The 23,095-nt window shown below is 67.1% G+C and carries 21 protein-coding genes; 10 read left to right on the top strand and 11 right to left on the bottom strand.

Features of this window, described 5'->3' with window-relative positions:
- Window positions 1-2: 2 nt before the first annotated feature.
- From AC3G88_RS27755 to AC3G88_RS27735, 5 genes are read right to left on the bottom strand one after another with little or no spacing between them, the layout of a single operon-like run.
- Window positions 3-869: an HpcH/HpaI aldolase/citrate lyase family protein gene (locus AC3G88_RS27755; RefSeq protein ID WP_488774220.1), complete on the bottom strand. Its 867-nt coding sequence runs from the start codon at window positions 867-869 to the stop codon at window positions 3-5.
- A 14-nt stretch (window positions 870-883) separates the two neighbouring features.
- The gene (locus tag AC3G88_RS27750) at window positions 884-1,843 is read right to left on the bottom strand and encodes a tripartite tricarboxylate transporter substrate binding protein (protein ID WP_488774219.1); all 960 of its coding nucleotides are present in this window, start codon (window positions 1,841-1,843) and stop codon (window positions 884-886) included.
- Between the two features lie 36 nt (window positions 1,844-1,879).
- Window positions 1,880-2,896: a cyclase family protein gene (locus tag AC3G88_RS27745; protein WP_488774233.1), complete on the bottom strand. Its 1,017-nt coding sequence runs from the start codon at window positions 2,894-2,896 to the stop codon at window positions 1,880-1,882.
- The gene (locus AC3G88_RS27740) at window positions 2,896-4,137 is read right to left on the bottom strand and encodes a CaiB/BaiF CoA transferase family protein (RefSeq protein WP_488774218.1); all 1,242 of its coding nucleotides are present in this window, start codon (window positions 4,135-4,137) and stop codon (window positions 2,896-2,898) included. Before AC3G88_RS27740 ends, AC3G88_RS27745 begins: the two co-directional genes overlap by 1 nt.
- Window positions 4,138-4,153: 16 nt before the next feature.
- Complete coding sequence (locus tag AC3G88_RS27735) at window positions 4,154-5,161, bottom strand: tripartite tricarboxylate transporter substrate binding protein (RefSeq protein ID WP_488774217.1); 1,008 nt, start codon at window positions 5,159-5,161, stop codon at window positions 4,154-4,156.
- A gap of 125 nt (window positions 5,162-5,286) precedes the next feature.
- On the opposite strand from AC3G88_RS27735, the gene AC3G88_RS27730 reads away from it, so the two are divergent.
- Entirely contained in the window at window positions 5,287-6,162 is an 876-nt protein-coding gene (locus tag AC3G88_RS27730; RefSeq protein ID WP_488774216.1) for a LysR family transcriptional regulator, read from the top strand.
- A 217-nt stretch (window positions 6,163-6,379) separates the two neighbouring features.
- Complete coding sequence (locus tag AC3G88_RS27725) at window positions 6,380-7,366, top strand: DUF1254 domain-containing protein (protein ID WP_488774232.1); 987 nt, start codon at window positions 6,380-6,382, stop codon at window positions 7,364-7,366.
- 118 nt (window positions 7,367-7,484) lie between these two features.
- Here AC3G88_RS27725 and AC3G88_RS27720 read toward each other — a convergent pair whose 3' ends face one another.
- Window positions 7,485-8,042 carry a ferritin-like domain-containing protein gene (locus tag AC3G88_RS27720; RefSeq protein WP_153946856.1) on the bottom strand — a complete coding sequence of 186 codons (558 nt, stop codon included), beginning with the start codon at window positions 8,040-8,042 and terminating at the stop codon, window positions 7,485-7,487.
- Between the two features lie 445 nt (window positions 8,043-8,487).
- Between AC3G88_RS27720 and AC3G88_RS27715 the strand changes: the two genes are divergently transcribed.
- Window positions 8,488-9,435, top strand: a complete 948-nt coding sequence (locus AC3G88_RS27715) for an MBL fold metallo-hydrolase (protein ID WP_488774231.1) — start codon at window positions 8,488-8,490, stop codon at window positions 9,433-9,435.
- Window positions 9,436-9,507: 72 nt separating this feature from the next.
- Window positions 9,508-10,419, top strand: a complete 912-nt coding sequence (locus tag AC3G88_RS27710) for a bestrophin family protein (protein ID WP_488774230.1) — start codon at window positions 9,508-9,510, stop codon at window positions 10,417-10,419.
- A gap of 69 nt (window positions 10,420-10,488) precedes the next feature.
- Here the strand turns inward: AC3G88_RS27710 and AC3G88_RS27705 are convergent, their stop codons facing one another.
- Together AC3G88_RS27705 and AC3G88_RS27700 are read right to left on the bottom strand one after the other, a co-directional pair.
- Window positions 10,489-11,121, bottom strand: coding sequence for a Vgb family protein (locus tag AC3G88_RS27705; RefSeq protein WP_488774215.1), 633 nt, complete (start codon window positions 11,119-11,121; stop codon window positions 10,489-10,491).
- A 69-nt stretch (window positions 11,122-11,190) separates the two neighbouring features.
- Window positions 11,191-12,411: a helix-turn-helix domain-containing protein gene (locus AC3G88_RS27700; protein ID WP_488774214.1), complete on the bottom strand. Its 1,221-nt coding sequence runs from the start codon at window positions 12,409-12,411 to the stop codon at window positions 11,191-11,193.
- Window positions 12,412-12,646: 235 nt separating this feature from the next.
- Here AC3G88_RS27700 and AC3G88_RS27695 point away from each other — a divergent pair, with 235 nt between their 5' ends.
- Window positions 12,647-13,540 (top strand): DMT family transporter, encoded by an 894-nt coding sequence (locus AC3G88_RS27695; protein ID WP_488774213.1) that lies wholly within the window; start codon window positions 12,647-12,649, stop codon window positions 13,538-13,540.
- A 98-nt stretch (window positions 13,541-13,638) separates the two neighbouring features.
- On the opposite strand, the gene AC3G88_RS27690 is transcribed toward AC3G88_RS27695, so the two are convergent.
- On the bottom strand, window positions 13,639-13,878 hold the full coding sequence (locus AC3G88_RS27690; RefSeq protein WP_488774212.1) for a hypothetical protein: 240 nt from the start codon (window positions 13,876-13,878) through the stop codon (window positions 13,639-13,641).
- 367 nt (window positions 13,879-14,245) lie between these two features.
- Between AC3G88_RS27690 and AC3G88_RS27685 the strand changes: the two genes are divergently transcribed.
- Window positions 14,246-14,473 (top strand): DUF3079 domain-containing protein, encoded by a 228-nt coding sequence (locus AC3G88_RS27685; protein ID WP_488774211.1) that lies wholly within the window; start codon window positions 14,246-14,248, stop codon window positions 14,471-14,473.
- Between the two features lie 101 nt (window positions 14,474-14,574).
- Here AC3G88_RS27685 and AC3G88_RS27680 read toward each other — a convergent pair whose 3' ends face one another.
- Entirely contained in the window at window positions 14,575-14,925 is a 351-nt protein-coding gene (locus AC3G88_RS27680) for a mechanosensitive ion channel protein MscS (protein WP_400397142.1), read from the bottom strand.
- 336 nt (window positions 14,926-15,261) lie between these two features.
- Here AC3G88_RS27680 and AC3G88_RS27675 point away from each other — a divergent pair, with 336 nt between their 5' ends.
- A complete protein-coding gene (locus AC3G88_RS27675; protein WP_488774210.1) occupies window positions 15,262-16,182 on the top strand; it encodes a metal-dependent hydrolase in 921 nt (306 codons plus the stop codon).
- 98 nt (window positions 16,183-16,280) lie between these two features.
- On the opposite strand, the gene AC3G88_RS27670 is transcribed toward AC3G88_RS27675, so the two are convergent.
- A complete protein-coding gene (locus AC3G88_RS27670) occupies window positions 16,281-17,945 on the bottom strand; it encodes a hypothetical protein (RefSeq protein ID WP_488894348.1) in 1,665 nt (554 codons plus the stop codon).
- 443 nt (window positions 17,946-18,388) lie between these two features.
- On the opposite strand from AC3G88_RS27670, the gene fdnG reads away from it, so the two are divergent.
- From fdnG to AC3G88_RS27655, 3 genes are read left to right on the top strand one after another with little or no spacing between them, the layout of a single operon-like run.
- Entirely contained in the window at window positions 18,389-21,457 is a 3,069-nt protein-coding gene (fdnG, locus tag AC3G88_RS27665) for a formate dehydrogenase-N subunit alpha (RefSeq protein ID WP_488774208.1), read from the top strand.
- Between the two features lie 9 nt (window positions 21,458-21,466).
- A complete protein-coding gene (gene fdxH / locus AC3G88_RS27660) occupies window positions 21,467-22,441 on the top strand; it encodes a formate dehydrogenase subunit beta (RefSeq protein WP_488774207.1) in 975 nt (324 codons plus the stop codon).
- Entirely contained in the window at window positions 22,428-23,072 is a 645-nt protein-coding gene (locus AC3G88_RS27655; protein WP_400393667.1) for a formate dehydrogenase subunit gamma, read from the top strand. The genes fdxH and AC3G88_RS27655 overlap by 14 nt, the downstream gene beginning before the upstream one ends.
- The last annotated feature ends 23 nt before the right edge of the window (window positions 23,073-23,095 follow it).

Below are 23,095 nucleotides of genomic sequence, written 5' to 3'. Positions count from 1 at the left end.
CTTCAGCCGGCCCAGCCCATGGTCCGCGCCTGGGCCAGCACGGCGCGGGCGCGCTCCACGAACGGCCGGTCCACCATCTTGCCGTCGACCAGATAGGCGCCCACGCCGCTCGCGTCGGCCTCGTCGGCGGCAGCCACGATCCGCTGCGCGGCGTCGATTTCGGCGGCGGTCGGCTGGAAGACTTCGTTGGCCAGCGCGATCTGGCTCGGATGGATGCAGCTCTTGCCCAGATACCCGAGCCGGCGCGCCAGTTCGGCCTCGGCACGGTAGCCATCGGCATCCTTGACGTCCGCGAAGGCCGCGTCATAGGCAAACACGCCGGCTTCGGCGGCGGCCATGCGCATCTGATACATGGTCTGCGCCACGGCCAGTGTTTCGCGCCGATGGATGCCTGCCGGCTCGAACAGGTCGGCATAGCCCAGCTGCAGGCCCGCCACGCGCGGATCGGCGGCGGCCAGTTCATGCGCGCGGCGCAGCCCGCGCGGCGATTCGATATTGAGCAGCAGCTTCACCGGCGTGGTCACGCCGTTGGCGGCCTCGGCCAGCGCCACCGCCTTGGCCGCCAGGTGCACCTGCTCGACGTCTTCCACCTTGGGCACGTTGACCAGATGCAGCCCGTTGCGTACCACGGCGGCAATATCCGGCGCGAAGTGGGCGGTGTCCGGCGCGTTCACGCGCACGATCAGCGTCTTGCCCGATGCGGCCGTGCGGCCCGACGCCAGCAGGTCCTGCAGCGTGGCGCGGGCCTCGGCCTTGCGCGGCTCGGCCACGGCGTCTTCCAGGTCGAACGACAGCGCGTCGGCCGCGCTGGCCAGCGCCTTGTCGAACAGCTCCGGGCGCGATCCCGGTACAAACAGTTTGCTGCGCATGATCGCCCTCATCTTCATTCCGCCCGGATGCTGCGCTGCTTGACCAGCGCCCCCCAGCGCACGGCCTCGCCCTGCACGAACTTGCCGAACTGCTGCGGCGAGTTGCCCACCGGCTCCAGCCCCATCTGGCGCAACTTGTCCTGCACTTGCGGGTCGGCCACGGCGCCCTGCACTTCCTTCGCCAGCCGCGCCACCACCTCTGGGGGCGTGCCCCTGGGCACCCACACGCCATTCCACTCCAGCACCTCGAAATCGGGCAGGCCGCTTTCGGCCAGCGTCGGCACATCGGGCAGCCCCGGGTTGCGCTTGAGCGACGTCACCGCCAGCGCCTTGAGCTTGCCGCCTTTCGCATAGTTGAGCGTGGATGCCACGTTGCCGAAGTACGCCGACACCTGGTTGCCCATCACGTCGGTCAGTGCCGGCGCACCACCCTTGTACGGCACGTGCAACAGGTCGATGCCGGCCTTGGCGTTGAGCAGTTCGCCGGCCAGGTGCGACCCGCTGCCCGAGCCGGCCGACGCGAACGTCAGCTTGCCGGGGTTGGCCTTGGCATAGGCGATGAATTCCTTGACCGTCCGGTACGGCGCGTTGGGCGGTACCACGAGGATGTTGGCCGCCGTGGCCACCAGCGAGATCGGCACCAGATCCTTGAGCGGATCGAACGACATCCTGCGCAGGCTCGGATTCACCGCGAACGCCGATGCGTCGTACAGCACCGTGTAGCCGTCGGGCGTGGCCTTGGCCACCGCTTCCTCGCCGATCACGCCGGCCGCGCCGGGGCGGTTGTCGATCACCACCTGCTGACCCATCGACGCGCTCATGCGCTGCGCGATCACACGCGCGGTGTTGTCGGCGCCGCCACCGGCGGAGTACGGCACGATCATGCGGATCGGGCGGTCGGGATAGGCTGCGGCGGCCAGCAGCGGCGCGCAGGCGGCCACTGCGACCAGCAGTTTGCGGCAGGTCGAATGCATGGATGGGTCTCCTGATGTCGTGAAGTCGTGCGGTCGTCAGACCGTGGCCATCGGGTTGGCCGGCGATCCCACCGCGCGCGGCAGGTGCATCGGCGGGGCGGTCAGCAGGAACGAGGCCCGCCCCGCCTGGTGCAGCCATGCGGCCAGTGGCGTCAGGTGCCACATCTCGCCCAGCGGGATGCCCAGCTTGACCAGGCAGAGTTCGTGCAGCGGCAGCAGCGGCCCGGTGGTGCCGGGCGGCAGTGCGTGGCGGCGCTCCTCCACCGCGTGGTTGTCGGCGGCGATGGCGGCGATGCCCGCTTCGTCGATCCAGCGCAGCAGCCGTGCGTCGGTGCCGTCCAGCACCGCGCAGGCATGCCGCAGCCCCGCATGATCGTCGGCCGCGGAGAGTTGCAGCGCCATGTCGGCCAGCCCGGTATGCACGCAGAGGATGTCGCCGCGCTGCACGTCCACGCCATCCGCCTCGATCACGCGCATCAGGTCGTCATAGCCCACCGCGCGCCGCGCCGGGCCGAAATGCCGGTGCAGGTCCACCAGCGTGCCGCGCCCCTGGATGCCGCGCGCCGCCATCGGGGCCACCGACAGCGCCTGCGCGCCGATGAACGTGCCATCGGCCGCGCTGCCGCTGCCCACCGAGTAGCCGTTGTACCCCACCGTTTCGGCCTGGCCGTCGCCATCGGCATCGAACAGGCAGTTCACATGGCCCAGCGCGTCCCACTGCGTGGAATATTGCGGCGACAGCGTGACGTGGTCGTCGCTGATCACGTCGGTGGCGCCCGGCACATCGCCCGCCATCGGGCGATTGAACACGCGCTGGCCGTCCTTCTCGGAGGGATGCAGCACGGGCGGGCGCCGGCGCGGATTCAGCACGCCGGCACGCGGCACGTCGAGCGGCAGGCTCAGCGAGAACGTCAGCCCCTGGCGCACTTCGCGCACGGCGGCCAGCACCTGCGCGGGGCCGATCAGGTTGAGCCGGCCAAGCTGGTCGTCGGGACCGAAGTCGCCCCAGTTGGATCCTTGCGGACGCTGCTTCCAGCGCGGGTTCGCCGCCATCATTGGTCCTTGCCGGCGTCGCCGGCATCGATCACCACGCCGGCCGCCTGCAGTGCGGCGATACGGGCGTCATCCAGCCCGGCCGCGCGCAGGGCTTCGACCGAATGCTCGCCCAGCGCCGGTGCCGCGCGCCGGAAGGCGCCCGGCGTGCCGCCCAGGCGCGGCGAGATGTTGTGAACCGGAATCTGGCCCATCTCGGCGTCGGGAATCTCCACCACGATGTCGCGTGCATGGAAGTGCGGGTCGTGCTCGATGTCGGAGATGTCGTAGATCGGCCCAATCGTCACGCCGGCCTTGTCGAAGAACGCCACGCAATCGGGCTGGGTCATCGTGCCCAGGAATTCGCCGATGATGCCGTCCAGCAGCGCGGCGTGCTTCACGCGTTCGGCATTGGTGGCGAAACGCGGATCGGTAATCAGCGCCGGCCGGCCGATGGCGCGGAACAGCCGTTCGGTCATGGCCTGCGTGGACGCCGACAGGCACACCCATTTGCCATCGGCGGTCTGGTAGGCATTGCGCGGCGCGCTGTTGGTGGACCGGCTGCCGGTGCGCGGCTTGACCTTGCCGGTCAGCCGGTAGTTGGCCGCCTGCGCGCCCAGGATGGCGAAGATCGGGTCGAGCAGCGGCAGGTCGATCACCTGGCCCACGCCGCCGCGCACTTCCACGTTGCGCACGGCGCTGAGCACGCCGATGGCGCCGTACAGGCCGGCGGTCATGTCGCCCAGGTAGATCGGCGGCAGCACCGGCTCGCGATCGGCAAAGCCGTTCATCGACGCAAACCCCGACATGCCTTCGACCAGCGTGCCGAAGCCGGGACGATGCGAATACGGGCCGTCCTGGCCCCAACCCGATACGCGCACGATCACCAGCCTGGGGTTGCGCGCCATCAGCACGTCGGGGCCCAGGCCCATGGTTTCGAGCGTGCCCGGCTTGAAGCTTTCGACGAACACGTCGGCGTGAGACACGAGATCCAGAATCACGCCGATGGCGCCTTCGGCCCGGAAGTTCAGGCACAGGCTGCGCTTGTTGCGGCAGTAGGCCTTCCAGGCGGTGGACACATCCTTGACCTTCCAGTCGCGCAGCGTGTCGCCGCTGGCCGGTTCCACCTTCAGCACATCGGCGCCCAGGTCGGCCAGCGCCATCGTCAGCGTGTTGCCCGCCACCAGGCGGGAGAGATCGAGGATGCGGATGCCGTCGAGCGGTCCGGTGGCGTCGGGCGCCAAGGCTTGCTGCCTGAACATGGGAAGACTCTGTGAATTATTCGGCGGTGATGTTGCGGGCCTTGGCCACCTGCTTCCAGCGCGCGCTGTCGCGGCGGATATGCTCGGCGAACTGGGGCGCGGTCATCGCGGATGGCTCGGCCCCTTCGCGCGAGAAGATTTCGCGCATTTCGGGCGTGGCGATGATGTCGCGGATCTCTGCGTTGAGCTTGTCCACCAGCGGCTGCGGCGTGCCAGCCGGCGCGAACACGCCCCACCAGAGTTCGGCGGCATAGTTCGGCACGGTCTCGGCCACCGACGGCCACTGCGGCGCAAAGCGCGAGCGCGCCGGCGACGTCACGGCCAGCGCGCGCACCTTGCCGCCCTTGACCTGCGTGGCCACCGACGGGAAGCTGGCGATCACGAACTGCACCTGCCCGGCAATCAGGTCGGTCAGCGCATTCGAGATGCCCTTGTACGGCACGTGCGTAAACTCGATACCGGCGTCGCCGGCCAGCAGTTCGCTGGACATCTGGTTGATCGATCCGATACCGGCCGACCCGTAGTTGATCGCACCCTTTTCCTTCTTCGCGGCGGCAATCAGGTCGGCCACGGTCTTGTATGGCGACTTGTCGGACACGGCCAGCACCATCGGGCCGCTGGCCAGCATCGCCACGGGCGCGAAGCTCCTGTTCACGTCGTAGCTGGTCTTCGGCTGCACGGCGGCATTGGCGGTCAACGTGGACGACGTCACCAGCAGCGTCGCACCGTCGGGCGCGGAGCGCGCCACGAATTCGGCCCCGATGGCGCCGCCCGCGCCCGGCTTGTTGTCGACGATGGCCGTGATGCCGAGCTTCTTCGACAGCTTCTCGCTGACCAGGCGCGCAAACACGTCGTTGCTGCCGCTGGGCGGGAACGGCACCACCATGCGGATCGTCTTCGGCACCACCGGCTCGGCCGCCTGCGCGGCGGCCGGGGCAAGCGCGGCGCCGGCCATGCCCAGGGCGACGGTGGATGCGGTGGAAAAAGCGGCGGCAAGGGTGCGCAGGCGCGGACGGTGCGGCATCACGGCGTTGTCTCCAGATATTGTGCGGTGCGGCACCTGTCGATCGGCGCCGTCTGCCAAGCATCGTAGCCATGCCGTCGATTGAGATAAAGTGACGTTTTTAAACCTATCGGTGAGAAAAACTCATGAAGGTCGAGTGCTTCCAGACGCTGGCGGCGGTCCTGCGCTGCGGCAGCTTCGCCGGCGCGGCGGCCGAGATGAGCCTGTCGCCCAGCGCGGTCAGCCTGCAGATGAAACAGCTGGAGACCTACTTCGGCCAGCCGCTGTTCGACCGCTCTGCCTTGCAGGTGCGGCCCACGCCGTTCGCGCTGGAGGTCAGCGCCACGCTGGACGGCGCGATGCATGCAATGGAGTCGCTGCGCCGCCGCTCCGCGCCCGTGGTGGAGGGCAAGGTCACGCTGGGCATCATCGAACCGATGCAGGTGACGCTGCTGCCGCCGTTCACGGCGCTGGTGCGCGAGCGTTATCCCAACCTGGACGTGCGGCTGGAACGCGGCCGCTCCACCGCGCTCGTGGACGCGCTGCGCTCTGGCACCATCGACGCCGCCGTGGTGGCCCAGCCGGAATCGGGCGCCTCGGCCCGGGTGCGCTGGGCACCGCTGTTCCGCGAACCGTGCGTGCTGGTGGCACCTCTGGATTCGGCGGGCCGCACCGCGAAGGCGCTGCTGAAGGCCTACGAGTGGATCCGCTTCGATACATCGACCATTGCCGGGTCGGTGGCCGCGGATTTCGTGCGCCGCACGGCGCCCGACGCGCGCTCGCGCATCGAGCTGCTGTCGATTCCGGCCATCGTGGCCATGGCGTCGCGCGGGCTGGGCGTGTCCGTGCTGCCTCAGCCCGACCCTTATCTGCTTGAGGCATTTCCGGTGCGCGTCATGACGCTGGGCGACACGCCACCTTCGCGGCAGATCTCGTTCGTGTCACGCGTGGCGCCGGCCGAGGACCGCGTCATCGCCGCACTGCTCGACACCCTGCGTAGCGCCGCGGCCGGAAAGGTCTGAGCGCGGGCGCGCCAGGCCGCCTCCGGGTCAGTTAAACGGTTTCGACGCGCGATCTGACTCATTTCGCAAGGTGCTTCCACAGGGGTTGCCTTGCGGCATACTGGCCCGCGATGTGGCCCTCCGGCCACGCTTCCTTGACAAAGGTGAGCCCGTGGAAAAGACGCAGATCGTCAAAGTGGTCAACGCCATCGCGGTGGCGGCCGTTGCAGGTGCCGGCATGGCCCATGCGCAGGACAAACCCGGCGTCGAAGGCACCCCGGTGCCGGTCACCGCCGACAACTTCGTGCGCGCCGAATCGGACATGTACCTGGCCGGCCTGGCAAAGCAGGGCGGCGTGGGCAAGCTGCTGCACCGGCGCGAACCCGCGTCGATCGACCACCAGACCGTGATCCGCCTGAACCGCGACACGCTCTATTCGTCCGGCGTGTTTGACCTCGACGCAGGCCCGGTGACCATCACCATGCCCAATCCGGGCAAGCGGTTCATGTCGATGCAGGTCATCAACGAAGACCACTACGTGCCGGCCGTGTACTACGGCGCTGGCAAGCATGTGCTGACGCGCGAGAACGTGGGCACGCGCTACGTGGTGGTGGGCATCCGCACCCTGGTGGACCCCGCCAGCCCCGACGACATCAAACAGGTCCACGCGCTGCAGGACGCCATCCAGGTCAGCCAGAAGGCGCCGGGCACGCTGCAGTTGCCGGACTGGGACGCCGCCAGCCAGAAGAAGGTGCGCGACGCCATCCTGGTGCTGCAGTCCACCCTGCCCGACTTCAAGGGCGCCTTCGGCAAGAAGGGCGAGGTCGATCCCGTCCGGCACCTGCTCGGCACGGCCGCGGGCTGGGGCGGCAATCCCGACAAGGACGCCACCTACCTGAATGTGACGCCGCCGAAGAACGACGGCAAGACCGTCTACCGGCTGCATGTGAAGGACGTGCCGGTGGATGGCTTCTGGTCGGTCAGCGTCTACAACGCCAAGGGCTACTTCGAGAAGAACCCGGCCGGCGCCTATACGCTGAACAACCTCACGGCAAAGCGGGATGCGGACGGCGGCATCACGATCCAGTTCGGCGGCTGCGAGGCCAATACGGCCAACTGCCTGCCTATCGTGGACGGATGGAACTACACGGTGCGGATGTACCGTCCGCGCCATGATGTGCTCAGCGGCCGGTACCAGTTCCCGGCGCCGCAGCCGGTGAACTGAACCCTGGCGGCCGGCTGGCGGCCACGCAACAAGGCAAGAGGGGGCGTGCAGACACGCCCCCTTTTCTATGGGCATTCCCGCCGGCATCGGCGCCCGCCAAGGCGCCGCCGGCCAGTGCCTAGTGTTTGCTGTCGTCTTCGGGATGCGACGACAGCAAATCAAGCATCTCGTCCGCGTGTTCTTCCTCGACGGCCAGGATGCTCTCCATCAGCCGGCGCGACGTGGGGTCTTTCTGGCCGATGTACTGCACGATCTCGCGATAGGTGTCGATGGCGATCCGTTCGGCCACCAGGTTTTCCTTGATCATGTCGGTGAGTGACGTGCCTTCCACATATTCGGCGTGGCTGCGCGACGCCAGCCCATCGGGCGACAGGTCGGGCTCCCCGCCCAGTTGCACGATGCGCTCGGCGATCTGGTCGGCATGGCCCTGCTCTTCGTTGGAGTGCGCCAGGAATTCTTCCGCCACGCTCTTCGAATTCGGCCCCTTGGCCATGAAGTAATGGCGGCGATAACGCAGCGTGCACACGATCTCCGTGGCCAGCGCCTCGTTCAGCAGCTTGATCACGGTGTCGCGTTCCGCATCGTACCCAGCGGTCACCGCGCCGTCGTCGATGTGTTGGCGGGCACGCTCGCGAATGGTCTTGATGTCCGTCAGGAACGGTTGCTTGTCAGACATGAGGGGACTCCTTCGTCATCGTTCGAATGGTCCCGCGCCCCGCTGCGTGCGGGGGCGGCTTTTACTGCTGAGGCAAAATCGGTGCCATTCCGCCCAGCCCTGATACGGCTGGGGTCCTGCAGCCTGCCGCCCGTGTGTTTTTTACAAAGGCCGGGCACCGGCGCTTGCAAACTCCCGTTGCCATCCCACGTAGCCGCCCCCGCCCGTCGTCAGCCAAAAGGCTTACCCCCACTACCGCAAGGCCCAACTTGCCGCTGCCCGGCAATCCGCGTAGTGTGACGATTTGCGTACATCTGCAACACATTGCGGATGCCAAACCTCGTTCACTCGGAGAACTACGATGGAATCGCGCCGCCTGCCCCGCGCCCGCATGTCCCCTTCCCCGCTGTCTTCGCTGCTGTCCCGCCTGTCGGCTGCCGCTACCGCCACCGCCGTGGCCGCCGTGATGGCCACGGCGCTGCCGCTGGCGGCCAGCGACGCCCATGCCGCCCCGCCCGCCCAGCAGAAGACGCAGGTGCCGGGCTACTACCGCATGATGGTGGGACAGCTTGAAGTCACCGCGCTCTACGACGGCTATATCGATCTGGACCCCAAGGTGCTGAAGTACACCAGCGCGCGCGAGGTACAGAGCCTGCTGGCGCGCATGTTCGTGGCATCGACACCCGGCATGCAGACGGCCGTCAATGCCTATCTGGTCAACACCGGCACGCACCTGGTGCTGGTGGATACCGGCGCGGCCGCCTGCTTCGGCCCGACGCTGGGCGGCATCGTGCAGAACCTGCGTGCGTCCGGCTACACCCCGGAACAGGTGGACACGGTGCTGCTGACCCACCTGCATGGCGACCACGCCTGCGGCCTGACGGCCGACGGCAAGCCCGTGTTCCCGAACGCCACGGTCTACGCCGACAAGGCCGATGCCGACTACTGGCTCAGCGAATCGGCGGCGGTCAGCGCCCCCGAAGGCGCCCGGCCGTTGTTCGGCATGGCGCGCGATGCCGTGGCGCCGTACCAGGCCGCCAACCATTTCCGCACCTTCAACGCCATCGCCGGCGAGGAACCGATCCCCGGCGTGCGGGCCGTGCCCACGCGCGGCCACACGCCGGGCCATACCGGCTATCTGTTCGCAGCGGGCAAGGAAAACCTGCTGCTGTGGGGCGATATCGTCCACAGCCACGCCACGCAGTTCCGCCGCCCGAACATCGCCATCGAGTTCGACGTGGACAGCCACCAGGCCGTGCTGACGCGCCAGCGCGTGCTGGCCGATGCGGCAAAGGACAAGCTGTGGGTGGGGGGCGCGCACCTGCCGTTCCCGGGGCTGGGGCATGTGCGGCGCGATCAGGTCGGCTATACCTGGGTACCCGTGGAATTCGGGCCGATCCGCAGCGATCGCTGAACGCCACACCCCTCTGTCGGCCGGCGCGCCGGCGTGCGAACATGGCACCTTTGCCCCGATGTCCGCACGCCGATGATTACCCGCCCGCCGCTTCACTGGTTCAGGATGCTGTTCGTGCTGCGGGGGTCGGTCCTGCCCAGGATTGCCCCGCAGCTCGTCACTATCACGTTGTTCGCCGCGGTCATCACGTTCTTTCACGGGCGGATCGGCGAATGGAAAGTGTCGCTGAATTTCGTGCCGTTCTCGCTGATCGGCCTGACGCTGGCCATCTTCCTGGGCTTTCGCAACAGCACCAGCTACGCGCGCTTCTGGGAAGGCCGCACGCTATGGGGCAGCGTGCTCAACGAATCGCGCTCGCTGACCCGCCAGGCGCTGACGCTGGTGGCCGACCAGCACGACGCGCGGCGGCTGGCGTACCGGCTCTGCGCCTTCGTGCACGCCTTGCGCCACCAGTTGCGCGGCACCGACGCCTGGCCGGACGTGGCCCCGTTCCTCGACGAGGCCGATGCCGCGCGGCTGAAGGCGGCGAAGTTCAAGCCGGCAATCGTGCTGCTGATGGCTGGCGAATGGGTTGGCGAGCGGCTCCGCGCGGGCCAGCTGGCGCCGGCGCTGGCCCAGCCGATGGAGATGTCGCTGAACCAGCTCAGCACCGCGCTGGGCGGCTGCGAACGGCTGGCCGGCACGCCGATTCCGTTCACGTACTCGGTCATCATCCACCGCTGCATCTATCTCTATTGCGTGCTGCTGCCGTTCGGGCTGCTCGACTCGATCGGCCTGATGACGCCGGTCATCGTCTGCTTCATCGCCTATACGTTCTTCGCGCTCGAAGCCTTGAGCGCAGAGATCGAGGAACCGTTCGGCGAGGAACCCAACGACCTGGCCCTGACCGCGATGTCCTACATGATCGAATCCACGGTGCTGGAAATGATTGGCGAGACGCCCAAAAGCGCCGCGCCGTCGCCGCACGACTTCATTCAGGTCTGACGCCCCCGGCACCGATCCCGACTGGCTATCCCCTCCCGCAGGGCGGGAGAGGCGTTGGGGGTTAGGTGCTTACCTCGGCCGCTTCACCGCGCGCACCTTGCCGCTGTCGCCGCCACCGCAATAGAAGCGGTCACCGCCATCCGACTCCAGACCCGACACGGCCATGCCGGCCGGCATCTCCACCGCTTCGAGCACCTTGCCAGATTGCGGATCCACATGGCGCAGTTCGCTCTGGTCGTTCTCCCACGTGCCGTGCCAGAGCTGGCCATCGACCCACGTCACGCCGGTAACAAAGCGGCTCGATTCGATGGTGCGGCGAATCGCGCCGGTGCCGGGATCGATCTCGTGGATCTTGCGGTCACGATACTGGCCCACCCAGAGCGACCCTTCGGCCCAGGCCAGCCCCGAGTCATTGCCGTTTCCCGGCGCCGGAATCGTTGCCACCACCGCCCCGGTCTGCGGATCGATCTTCTGGATGCGGCGCTCGGCAATCTGGAACAGATACCGGCCATCGAACGCCGTGCCGGCATGCGCGGGCACGCTGATCGCGTGCCCGGCCTTGCCGGTGGCGGGGTCGAGCGCCAGCAGCCGGTCGCCCACGGCGAACCAGACCTGCTTGCCGTCGTACGTCAGGCCGTGGACATGATCGACACCCGGGAAGGGACCGTACTCCTGGACAATCTCTGCGGCAATACGCTTCATGATGATTTCCTTTGGACGTTTGCAAGCGGCGCATGGCTGCGCGCCTGCGTGGTGGATCTGGAAACCATGCTACGCGCCGGGCAGCGGCGGCGGGAGTAACAAGGCCGTCGCGAATCCGGCCATCGGCGGCGTCATCCAGCGGCGCGTGCGGCCGCCGCCCACAGGCTGGACCTTGCCCGCCCCGGCCAGCACGTCGAGCGCCCGCTGCACCGTGCGCTGGCTGGTGCCCAGTGCCAGCGCCAGTGCCGAACTCGACCACGATTCGCCATCGGCCAGACACGCCAGCACCGCCGCGTGGGCTTGCTCGACAGGATGCGTCATCACCACGATCTCGACCCCCGCAGGCGGTAGCAGCGCAAACCCTTGCGGCGTCGCGTGAATGCGCGCCAGTTCGCCCAGGGCCTTGCGCAGCCGTCCGATTTCCACGCGCAGGCGTGCGCGGTGCGTGTCGTCGGGGTGTCGCATGCGGAAGGCCGTGGCGATCAGCGCGTCGCGCGGCACGTCGCCGGGCCACGCCTGCGCCAGCGCGCGGGCCAGCGCAAACAGCACCGGCCGCCGCGCCAGCGGCACGACGGCGCAGCGCTGCCGCACGGCCATGCGGCAGGCATCGACGATCAGGGCACCGGACGCAAACCAGGCTTCCACCGCATCGAGCCGCAATGGCTGTTCCGTGCCCCGCGCCAGCAGACGTGCCACCGGCGCGCGCAGCGTGTCCAGGGCGCCATCGACTTCCGCCATCAGCGCGGGAATGCCGGCCTGCCGCGCCGCGATGCCGGCACGCTGCAAGGCATCGCGCGCAGGCGTGAACGACACGCGACGCATGGCGATGCCGGCCGCCACCAGTTCGTGCGCTGCGCGCAGGGCGGGCGGCAACGGTGCGGGATCGATCGTGGCGATGGTCTGCTCGGCATCGTCGAGCTGGCCGGTAAGCAGGTGATGCCGCGCGATCAGGTAGCGCGCATGCGCGGCGTTGAGCGTGTCGCCATGGGTGTCGAGCACGCGCCAGGCAGTATCCAGCGCCCTGGCGGGCCAGCCAAGGTCGCGCGAGACCAGCGCGATCTCGGCTTCGGCCACGGTGCAGCGGGCCCGCGCGATATGTTCCCGGGGGCCAAAGGCGCGCGCCGCGCCGCGCAACAGCGCGCGGGCACGCGTGAAATCGCCCAGCTGCGACATGGCAATGCCGCGCAGGGCCAGCGCGGAGGCGTCATCGCGCAGGGCGATGCGGTTCAGCGCGCCAAGCGGGTCGCCGGCCGCCAGCGCGCGCGCCGCCGCCGTGATCAGTGAGTCCATGGGAATCCCGCCACACCGGTTACTCCCCATGCCGGGAGCCGGCGCCTAATCTAGCACACGACCCTCGCCGATGATGGGCACCTGACGACACCCGCCTCGACCATCATTGCGGCGACATGGCGCATACGCGGCCGTGGCGCGCGGGCGCATCCCCGGCAGTGCGGCAATGCAGCAGGCGTCCGATGTTATCGTTGCGCCTGATCCCCGCCATGGCCGCCGTCCGGGCCCCTCGTCCATGCCAGAACGCACGTTGCAGGCGCCGGCCACCCCGCTCTGGCTGCGCGTCGCGCCCGCCCTGTTCCTGCTGCTGTGGTCCTGCGGCTTCGTCTTTCTGAAGCTGGGCCTGCAGTATGCCGATCCGCTGACATTCCTAGCGCTGCGCTACGCCTGCGTGGTGGCGCTGCTGATCGGCCCCTGCCTGTGGCTGCGCCCACCGATGCCGCGCGGCCTGGCGCCCTGGCTGCATCTGGCGATGATTGGCCTGCTGATCCAGGCCGGCTATTTTGCGTGCACCTATCTAAGCCTCAAGCTCGGCATGTCGGCGGGCGCGGTGGCGCTGGTCACGTCGCAACAGCCGATCCTGATCGGGCTGCTGGCGCCAGCCATCGCCGGCGAGCGCGTGGACCGCGTGCGGTGGGCGGGGCTGGCGCTCGGGGTGGCCGGTGCCGTGATGGTCATCACGGCCAGGTCCCCGGTGCAGATGACGTCGCCGCTGGGCCTCACTTTCGCGCTGCTGGCGCTGCTGGCAATGACCAGCGGCACGCTATGGGAAAAACGCTTCGGCGCGCCTGTGCATCCGGTACTGGCCAACACCGTGCAGTACACCGTGGCGTTGCTGGTCACCGCCCCGCTGGCCTGGTGGCTGGAACCGATGCACGTGCAATGGACGCCAGGCCTGTTCGGGTCGCTGGCGTACCTGGTCGTCGGCAACTCGCTGGTGGCGATCTCGCTGCTGCTGGCGATGATCCGGCATGGCGAGGCGTCGCGCGTGTCGGCGCTGTTCTTCCTGGTGCCCCCGGCCACGGCGGTCATCGCGTTCGTCCTGCTTGGCGAATCGCTGGCGCCGATGGCCTGGCCCGGCATGGCCATCGCGGCGGCGGGGCTATATCTTGTAATGCGCCGGCGCTAGAGATCTCGCGGCCCAGGGCGGCGGCCCAGGGCGGAAGCCATGCAAAAGCGGGCCACGCGGGCCCGCCCTTTACTGCCTGTGCGCCAACCGGTTCGGGCTCAGCGCGAAGAGCTGCCCGAAGTGGCGCCGCTGCCGCTGGTGCTGCCGCTCGAGCTGCCGCTGGGGGCCGAGCCATAGCCGCCGCCGTAATGGCCGCTGCGCGAGCCCGAATCGGTCGGGGTCACGGCGCCGGAGCCTGCCACCGAGCCGGAGCCCGTACCACTGCCAGCTGCCGTACAGCCGCCGAGCATCATCATCACCAGGGCCAGTGCTGCTGCCGTCGTTGTCGTCTTCCGCATGGTTTCCTCCATCGAACCGTTAGTCACCCCCCCAGCCCGGGCGGAAGCACAAGGGGACTCCCCCGCCTGTCACGCAAACGCCGTTCCAGTGTCCGGGTGCGCACGACGACAGACATTTCGTCATCCTGCAGTCAGGCAAGGCACCGCCGGATGGCAGCGGCTACTCACGGTTGTAAGCATTGCCCGGGACGGCGGCTGTGCATGGGCTGCTTACTTCAGAGAGGCGGCCGTGGGCTGATTCCACGTCGTGGATCTGCGTTTGATGCAGCGCAAAGCGAATAGCCATATCGCCAAATTCTCGTGATGAACGGACTACGATCGGATGGCGTCGGCGTGCGCCATTACCCCGCACGTCCGCCTATTCGCCATGGCCAAGAAATTTCCGATTCATCCGAAACATCCCGAGCGCATCTGCTGGGGCTGCGACAAGTACTGCGCGGTCGATGCCATGGGCTGCGGCAACGGGTCGAGCCGGACGCAGCATCCGATGGAACTGCTGGGCGCCGACTGGTACGAACACGGCGACTGGGGCATCGACGTCGAGCATGCGCCCGCGCCATCGGCTGCCCCTGCCCCCGCCAAAGGTTCGACCTGAGGCCGCAGTCCTGCCGCTTCAGATACCCCTCGGGCAGCGCCGGCCGACGAGGGCCGGCGTCGATCCGGCCCACGGCGACGGTTTTGCCTGTACTGCCTGCCTCAATAGCCGTAGTACTGCTGCGGCGGGGCGTACTGCACCGGCGCCGGACGGCCGCACGGCACGTAGCCACCCTGGTAGTTGCTATAGCAGTAGCCCGGCGGCACGGCCGGCGCGGCATAGGCCACCGGCTGCGGCGGCGCGTAGACCGGCGCCGGCGCGGCGTAGACCGGCTGGCTGCTGGCCACCAGCGCGCCCAGCGCCAGGCCTGCCACGGCCGCCACCGCAATGGCGGCACCTGCCGAAGATCCGCCACCGCCACGGTGATAGCGGTCGTGGGCCGAGGCGGTCCCGGCGACCAGCATGGCGGCACTCAGGACAGCGATACCGGTGTAACGAATCGACTTGCGCATCTTTCAGTCCTTCAGTCGGGCCAACCTTGGCCCTCTCTACGGAATGCATGATGGACGCCCGATGATTACAGTGGGTTACGCCGTCGTGAGCAGATGTAAGCGCAGGGAGACATCGCTGCCCGCCGGACGGCCTGCCCGCGCGCACGGATCGCCGTTTCTTGAATTTGGCGTTACAACTTCCTGCGGCGTCCGGCCCGGCCCTGCTGGGAAACGCCGGTTGACAGCGCATCGGCGCATGCAAATACTCCACCTCGCAACGCCTCAGTGCCTGCGCGAATCCCCCCCTGAAGCGGTGCGGTTTTGGCAATGTCGAGACAAATTCAACCAGGGACGACCATGATCACACGCCGCCTTCCGGGGCTTTCGCGCCTGCCATCCTGTGCGCCACGCCTGCTGCTGGCTGGCGCCATCGGGCTGCTCGGCGCCTGCGCCACCAGTGTTTCGCCTCCACCCGTGCCGGCACAGCCGGCCGCCGCGGCCACGGCCACGGCGCCAGTGGCCGCGGGCAAGACCGAAGTCCTGTGGCTGGGCCAGTCGGCCATGCGCATCACAACGCCGGGCGGCAAGGTCATCGTCGTCGACCCATGGCTGACCGGCAATCCGAAGACGCCCGCCGAATACAAGCAGTTGACCGCGCTGGGCAAGGTCGACCTGATCCTGGTCACGCACGCGCATGGCGACCACCTGGGCGATGCCGTCGCGCTGGCAAAGCTCACCAACGCACCGCTGTGGAATGCCGGCGGCCTGAGCCAGCAGCTGGTTACGCTGGGACAATTGCCGGCCACCCAGGCCATGCGCTTCGGCAAGAGCGGCACCATCGCACCGCTGGGCGACAACGGTCCGAAAATCACGGCCGTGCACGCCGAGCATTCGTCGGAACTGGTCTGGAAGAATCCCGCCACCGGCAAGGACGAAACCCATTACGGCGGCGAGCCCGTGGGCTACATCATCGAGATGGAGAACGGCTTCAAGATCTGGCACATGGGCGATACGGGGCTCTACGGCGACATGATGATGGTGGCCGACCGCTACAAGCCCGACCTGGTGCTGATCCCGATCGGCGGCCACTTCACGATGGGCCCGCAGGACGCCGCCATCGCGCTGCGCGACTTCATCCGGCCCAGGTACGCGATCCCCATGCACTACGGCACCAGCCCGATGCTGCGCGGCACGCCCGCCGAACTGAAGACGGCGCTCGGTACATCGGCCGCCACGGCGGTGATCGTGCCGGAACCGGGGCAGAAGGTGGATTTTTGATGGGGGGGTGTCCGACCGCAGCTGAAGAAAGAAAAAACCCGCTGCGAAAGCGGGTTTTTTCGTTTCAGGCATTGGGCCGTCAGGCCGTTGTCAGGCCATCACTTCGGCCGGTTCACGGAGATGTCGAAATACGGTTTCGTCACGTGCAGACCAAGATTCACACCGATGCCGGTGTTGCCCAGCGTCAGCTGGACCGCCTCGTCGGCACCCACGCTGCGAGCGCGATAGCGCAAGCCGGTCAGCGGATAGTTCTGCCGCCACATGTCCAGACGATTGTCTTCGATACGGGTACGGGTGTACGTGCCATTCACGGTGTCGACCGAGGTGATGCGGGTCGATGCCTTCGTGAACTGGCTCGACATGTCGCCGAAGGTGACATAGTCCCAGTAGGCATTGGTCGCACCCACTACCGGCAGGTCGCGTGAAACCTGCTTGGTGGCGATCATCAGCCCGGTCTGCTGGCTGATTACCGCCGTCACCTGGCCGTCAGTCCCCTTGAATGCCACGCCTACGCTGGTGCCCGTCACATCGGTAATCAGGAAGTAGCCTCCCGGCTGTTTCGTAACGGTAGACAGTTCATTGCCAGTCCAGGCCGCGCACGCATTGTCGTCGTTGCAGGTCGAACCGGCCGTCATCTTGCCATTGGCATCCAGCGTGAAGGTCGCACGCGCTGTCGTAAAGCTGGCGCCACCCGCACCAACCATTGCGAAGGCGTTCCAGTTGCCTGCAAGTTCTGCCAGGGACAACTGCTGAACTGGGACGATCACGGCCGGCGCACCATTGGGCGCGGAGACCGTCCCTGCGCTCGGCATCGCCAGGGCAATGCCCGCCGACGACACCAGCATGCTGAAGGCGTTGTTATCGACATCGAAGCGGCATGCTTCGCCGGAAGCCGGCGACATTGCCAGCGAAGCAACCGTCGCCAGCGGGGCCACGACGTTTGCCGGCACGTTTGTCATGGCTTTGGGCGTCAGCGTCAGCGCCTTGGCATCGATCGACAATGCACCGACCGTACCCCCTGGGGCCAGCAACACGTAGTCGCCGGTCCGCAGCCCGGCGCATGTTGCCGAAGCGGTCTTCAGGATCGTGCCGATGGCCTCGGAGCCCGCATTGCTGCCGATGGCGGTCGCCAGGTCCGCCACCGTTGCCCGGGACGTGGCAAGCCGATCACGCAATTGGTCGAGCAACTGGTCCATGGCGTTGCCAGGCTTGCCGTTGTTGGCGGCAACCAAGGCCCCCTTGAGCGGGTCCACGCCAGCCAGGTCAACCACGCCAGTCAGCGTCAGGCGCACCGTATCGGTCGCCGTCGACAGGCTGGACGCCGTCAGGCGCGCCTGGGCGGCGGCATCGAACTGGCTGAAAAACTTGTCGGTACTGCCCTGAGCGAGCGCAGCAGTCAGCAATTCCGTGAACGGCGAGACATTTGCCGTGACGCTGGTTCCCGAACCCGCTTCCACGACCGAATGAAGGACCGTGCCGTCCGCCGCCGTCGCGCTCAGCACGCAGGGGCGGGTGGCATTGTCGATATTGATCGTGAACGTGCCGTCGGAAGCGGTCACCGCGCTGCCGCCGCCGGATGCGCACTTGGCGGTTACCGTCACGTTGGCCATGGCGGCACCGGTCGCTGCCGTACCACTGATTTTGGTCGTGGTGGCCGCAGGCGTCGCTGTGCCGCCGTTGCCGCCGTTGCCGCCATCCCCTCCACCCCCGCACGCCGTCAGCACGACAGCGGCCAGACCCGTCAAAAGAAGTCTCGATTTCATCCCTGTTGTCTCTTTCTTTGGTTGATTTCGACGCGCCACGTGCCAGGTTCTTCCGGCCTGGGCTGCCCCGGACCGACTGGCGCGCCTAATACATCACACGCAGGCTTTATGCAACCGCATTACCAGGCGGCGTGGAGTGTGTCCGACTCGACTTGCGCCGCATAACCCACATCAGGGGCATTGACAGGTGACGAATTTGTAATATTTGGCATACATAGTTGTTACATTTTTGATGCAGTGCGCGCTGCATGAGCCGATTTCGAACGGCCGTGGGCCATGGCCCCCGTAGCGCCCACGCGTAAAGCCATATGTGACGCGGAAGATAGCCCTTCCCGTCACAATCCCGCACCGCACATAGCGAAAACGCCACTATTGCCTATACTCGTCTTGTCCTCGCAGAACGTCCATGACCGGACGGCGGTCCGGTCCCAGGAGGTGTACCCATGGTTACGATGAACCGCCGACAGTTCCTGAAGTTCACGGGAGCGTCGCTGGCGGGGTCAAGCCTGGCGCTGATCGGGTTCGCGCCCGACGTGGCGCTGGCGGAGGTGCGGGCCTACAAGCTGGCGCGCACCACCGAGACCCGCAATACATGTCCCTATTGCTCGGTGGCGTGTGGGCTGCTGATGTACAGCCTTGGCGACAATGCCAAGAACGCGAAGGCCAGCATCATCCATATCGAAGGCGACCCCGATCACCCGGTGAACCGCGGCACGCTGTGCCCCAAGGGGGCCGGCCTGATCGACTTCATCCATAGTCCCAACCGCCTGCAATACCCCGAGTACCGCGCGCCGGGCTCTGACAAGTGGCAGCGCATGACGTGGGACGACGCGCTGGACCGCATCGCCAAGCTGATGAAGCAGGACCGCGACGCCAACTTCATCGAGAAGAACGAGCAGGGCGCCACGGTCAACCGCTGGCTCAGTACCGCGATGCTGGCGGCGTCCGCCAGCAGCAACGAGGTGGGTTACATCACGCACAAGACTATCCGCAGTCTTGGCATGCTGGGATTCGACAACCAGGCTCGTGTCTGACACGGCCCGACGGTGGCAGGTCTTGCCCCGACGTTTGGCCGTGGCGCGATGACGAACCATTGGGTCGACATCAAGAACGCGGACGTCATCCTGATCATGGGCGGCAATGCCGCCGAGGCACACCCGTGCGGATTCAAGTGGGTCACCGAGGCCAAGGCGCACAACAAGGCGCGGCTGATCGTGGTGGACCCGCGCTTCACGCGGTCGGCGTCGGTGGCGGACTACTACGTGCAGATCCGCACCGGCACCGACATCGTGTTCCTGGGCGGCGTGATCCGCTGGCTGCTGGAAAACGACAAGATCCAGCACGAGTACGTGAAGAACTACACGGACATGTCGTTCATCGTCCGCGAGGATTACCAGTTCAAGGACGGCATCTTCTCGGGCTACGACGCCGAGAAGCGCCACTACCTCAAGGAAACCTGGGACTGGGAAATGGGCGACGACGGGTTCGTGAAGACCGACCCCACGCTGGCCCACCCGCGTTGCGTCTACCAGTTGCTGAAGGCCCACTACGCGCGCTATACGCCGGAGATGGTGGAACGCGTCTGCGGCACGCCGCAGGACAGGTTCCTGAAGGTCTGCGAGATGATGGCCTCGACGGCCACGCCCGACCGCGCCATGACGATCATGTACGCGCTGGGCTGGACGCAGCACTCGATCGGCTCGCAGATGATCCGCACCGGCGCCATGGTGCAGCTGCTGCTGGGCAATATCGGCATTGCCGGCGGCGGCATGAACGCGCTGCGCGGGCACTCGAACATCCAGGGCCTGACCGACCTGGGCCTGATGACCAACCTGCTGCCCGGGTACCTGACGCTGCCGTCAGACTCCGAGACGGACTACGGCAAGTACATCGAGGCCCGCTCGTTCAAGCCGCTGCGGCCCAACCAGCTCAGCTACTGGCAGAACTACGGCAAGTTCCACGTGAGCCTGATGAAGGCCTGGTGGGGGCCGGCGGCCACCAGGGACAACAACTGGGCATTCGACTACCTGCCCAAGCTCGACAAGCCATACGACATGCTGCAGGTGTTCGAGATGATGAACGCCGGGCGCATCAACGGCTACATCCTGCAGGGCTTCAACCCGCTGGCGGCGGCGCCCAACAAGGCCAAGCTGCTCAAGGGCCTGAGCCAGCTCAAGTTCATGGTGGTGATGGACCCGCTGGCCACCGAGACCAGCGAATTCTGGCGAAATTACGGCGAATCGAACAACGTCGATTCGAAGTCGATCCAGACCGAGGTGTTCCGCCTGCCCACCACCTGCTTTGCCGAGGAAAACGGCGCGCTGGTCAATTCGTCGCGCTGGCTGCAATGGCACTGGCAGGGCGCCGATCCGCCGGGCGAGGCGCGCAGCGACATCGAGATCATGGCGGCGCTGTGGCTGCGCATCCGCGCCATGTACCAGAAGGAAGGCGGCAAGTATCCCGATCCGATCGTCAACCTCTGGTGGCCCTATGCGGTGCCGCACTCGCCTTCGCCCGAGGAACTGGCCAAGGAGTATTCGGGCAGGGCCCTGACCGACCTGGTGGACCCGAAGGACCCGACCAAGGTGGTGCGCAAGGCCGGCGAGCAGCTCAACAGCTTTGGCGAGCTGCAGGCCGACGGCAGCACCATGAGCGGCTGCTGGATCTACTGCGGGTCGTGGACGCAGGCCGGCAACCAGATGGCCAAGCGCGACAACAGCGACCCCACCGGCATCGGCCAGAACCTGAACTGGTCGTGGGCCTGGCCGGCCAACCGCCGCGTGCTGTACAACCGCGCGTCGTGCGACGTGAGCGGCAAGCCGTTCAATCCGGCGCGCAAGCTGATCGCGTGGAACGGCAAGAGCTGGACCGGTTTCGACACGCCCGACTTCAAGCTCGACGAAGACCCGGCCAACGGCATGGGCCCGTTCATCATGCAGGCCGAAGGCGTGGCGCGGTTCTTTGCGCGGCAGACCATGGTGGAGGGGCCGTTCCCCGAGCACTACGAGCCGTTCGAGAACCCGCTTGGCTACAACCCGCTCAATGGCAAGGACTCCAAGGTCATCAGCAACCCGGCGGCGCGCGTGTTCAAGGACGACTGGGCGCAGTTCGGCAAGCCCGATGCCTATCCGGTCATCGCCACCACGTATCGCCTGACCGAGCACTTCCACTACTGGACCAAGCACGCGCGCATCAACGCCATCCTGCAGCCCGAACAGTTCGTGGAAATTGGCGAGGAACTGGCCAAACAGGTGGGCGTCAAGGCCGGCGACCGCGTCAAGGTGACGTCGATGCGCGGCTACATCCGCGCCGTGGCGCTGGTGACCAAGCGCATCAAGCCGTTCAGGATCGATGGCAAGACCGTGCACATGGTTGGCATACCGCTGCACTGGGGCTTTACCGGGCTGACCAAGCCGGGCTTCCTGGCCAACACGCTGACGCCGTTCGTCGGCGACGGCAACACCCAGACGCCCGAGTTCAAGTCGTTCATGGTCAAGGTCGAACGGGCATAGGAGACCGACATGGCACTACAGTCCCTGGATATCGTGCGCCGGTCGGCCACCACCACGCCGTCGCCCAGCGTGCGCGAGCCCGTGACGGGCAGCGTGGCCAAGCTGATCGACACCACCAAGTGCATCGGCTGCAAGGCCTGCCAGGCGGCGTGCATGGAGTGGAACGACCTGCGCGGCGATGTGGGCACCAACGTGGGCGTCTATGACAATCCGGCCGACCTGGACGAGCATACGTGGACGCTTATGCGGTTTGCCGAGTACGAGAACCCGAACGGCAATCTCGAATGGCTGATCCGCAAGGACGGCTGCATGCACTGCGAGGACCCGGGCTGCCTGAAGGCCTGCCCGGCGCCGGGCGCCATCGTGCAGTACGCGAACGGCATCGTCGACTTCCACGAGGAAAACTGCATTGGCTGCGGCTATTGCATCACGGGCTGCCCGTTCAACATCCCGCGCATCTCCAAGCAGGACCACAAGGCCTACAAGTGCACGCTGTGCTCCGACCGCGTGGCCGTGGGCCAGGAGCCGGCCTGCGTGAAGACCTGCCCGACCGGCGCCATCGTGTTCGGCACCAAGACCGACATGATCCAGCATGCCGAGGAACGCATCGTCGACCTGAAGTCGCGCGGCTTCGAGAAGGCCGGCCTGTACAACCCGGCCGGCGTGTCGGGCACCCACGTGATGTACGTACTGCACCATGCCGACCAGCCGAGCCTGTACCACGGCCTGCCCGACGATCCGCATATCAGCCCGCTGGTGAGCCTGTGGAAGGGCCTGGCCAAGCCGCTGGCGGTGGCCGGCATGGCCATCGCGGCGCTGGCCGGCTTCTTCCACTACATCCGCGTGGGCCCGAACGAGACCGGCCCCGAGGATGAAGCGGCGGCCGAGGACGAGATCGTGCGCTGGGGCCGCGACAACCCCCGGCCGCGCGGCACGCCCGATGAAGTGGTGCCCCCCGAGGAGGTCCGCGATGAGAATCGATAAGCGCCGCGAGGCAACCATCCGCCGCTACACCGCGGGCGAACGCACCAACCACTGGATCGTCGCGCTCACGTTCGTGCTGCTGGCGCTGTCCGGACTGGCATTGTTCCATCCGTCGATGTTCTGGATGAGCGCGCTGTTCGGCGGTGGCACCTGGACGCGCATCCTGCACCCGTTCCTGGGCGTGGTGATGTTCCTGGCCTTCCTGATCCTGGCCGTGAAGTTCTGGCACCACAACCTGCTGACATGGAGCGACCGCGAATGGCTGCGCCACGGACGCGACGTCCTGACCAACCACGAGGAAAACCTGCCCGACGTGGGCCGCTACAACGCCGGCCAGAAGCTGCTGTTCTTCCTGATGGTGGGCTGCCTGGTGCTGTTGCTGCTGAGCGGCATCGTCATCTGGCGCACCTACTTCTCGGCGTTCTTCCCGATCTGGGCCCTGCGGGTGGCGTCGGTCGTGCATGCCGTTTGCGCCTTCGCGCTGATTTGCGGCATCATTGTCCACATCTATGCAGCCGTATGGGTCAAGGGTTCCGTGCAGGCCATGACGCGCGGAACGGTCACGCCCGGCTGGGCGTGGAAACATCATCGCACCTGGTTCCGGGAGACCTTCCGGCCGGGCGACAAATAGCGGGCCGGTGGCGGGAAGCCGAT

This window comes from Cupriavidus sp. 86D6 (assembly GCF_057815095.1).
This window is presented reverse-complemented; position numbering and strand designations above follow the sequence as displayed.

Excerpts from the sequence above, each read along its gene's own strand:
- AC3G88_RS27685 (WP_488774211.1), top strand. The coding sequence starts at position 14,246 with ATGGCCAAGAAATTTCCGATTCATCCGAAACATCCCGAGCGCATCTGC.
- AC3G88_RS27715 (WP_488774231.1), top strand. The coding sequence starts at position 8,488 with ATGGCCACGGCGCTGCCGCTGGCGGCCAGCGACGCCCATGCCGCCCCG.
- AC3G88_RS27710 (WP_488774230.1), top strand. The coding sequence starts at position 9,508 with ATGATTACCCGCCCGCCGCTTCACTGGTTCAGGATGCTGTTCGTGCTG.
- AC3G88_RS27735 (WP_488774217.1), bottom strand. The coding sequence starts at position 5,161 with ATGCCGCACCGTCCGCGCCTGCGCACCCTTGCCGCCGCTTTTTCCACC.
- AC3G88_RS27730 (WP_488774216.1), top strand. The coding sequence starts at position 5,287 with ATGAAGGTCGAGTGCTTCCAGACGCTGGCGGCGGTCCTGCGCTGCGGC.
- AC3G88_RS27705 (WP_488774215.1), bottom strand. The coding sequence starts at position 11,121 with ATGAAGCGTATTGCCGCAGAGATTGTCCAGGAGTACGGTCCCTTCCCG.
- AC3G88_RS27675 (WP_488774210.1), top strand. The coding sequence starts at position 15,262 with ATGATCACACGCCGCCTTCCGGGGCTTTCGCGCCTGCCATCCTGTGCG.
- AC3G88_RS27695 (WP_488774213.1), top strand. The coding sequence starts at position 12,647 with ATGCCAGAACGCACGTTGCAGGCGCCGGCCACCCCGCTCTGGCTGCGC.
- AC3G88_RS27720 (WP_153946856.1), bottom strand. The coding sequence starts at position 8,042 with ATGTCTGACAAGCAACCGTTCCTGACGGACATCAAGACCATTCGCGAG.
- AC3G88_RS27755 (WP_488774220.1), bottom strand. The coding sequence starts at position 869 with ATGCGCAGCAAACTGTTTGTACCGGGATCGCGCCCGGAGCTGTTCGAC.
- AC3G88_RS27680 (WP_400397142.1), bottom strand. The coding sequence starts at position 14,925 with ATGCGCAAGTCGATTCGTTACACCGGTATCGCTGTCCTGAGTGCCGCC.
- AC3G88_RS27700 (WP_488774214.1), bottom strand. The coding sequence starts at position 12,411 with ATGGACTCACTGATCACGGCGGCGGCGCGCGCGCTGGCGGCCGGCGAC.
- AC3G88_RS27750 (WP_488774219.1), bottom strand. The coding sequence starts at position 1,843 with ATGCATTCGACCTGCCGCAAACTGCTGGTCGCAGTGGCCGCCTGCGCG.
- AC3G88_RS27745 (WP_488774233.1), bottom strand. The coding sequence starts at position 2,896 with ATGGCGGCGAACCCGCGCTGGAAGCAGCGTCCGCAAGGATCCAACTGG.
- AC3G88_RS27725 (WP_488774232.1), top strand. The coding sequence starts at position 6,380 with ATGGCCCATGCGCAGGACAAACCCGGCGTCGAAGGCACCCCGGTGCCG.
- AC3G88_RS27740 (WP_488774218.1), bottom strand. The coding sequence starts at position 4,137 with ATGTTCAGGCAGCAAGCCTTGGCGCCCGACGCCACCGGACCGCTCGAC.
- AC3G88_RS27655 (WP_400393667.1), top strand. The coding sequence starts at position 22,428 with ATGAGAATCGATAAGCGCCGCGAGGCAACCATCCGCCGCTACACCGCG.
- AC3G88_RS27690 (WP_488774212.1), bottom strand. The coding sequence starts at position 13,878 with ATGCGGAAGACGACAACGACGGCAGCAGCACTGGCCCTGGTGATGATG.
- fdxH (WP_488774207.1), top strand. The coding sequence starts at position 21,467 with ATGGCACTACAGTCCCTGGATATCGTGCGCCGGTCGGCCACCACCACG.
- AC3G88_RS27670 (WP_488894348.1), bottom strand. The coding sequence starts at position 17,945 with ATGAAATCGAGACTTCTTTTGACGGGTCTGGCCGCTGTCGTGCTGACG.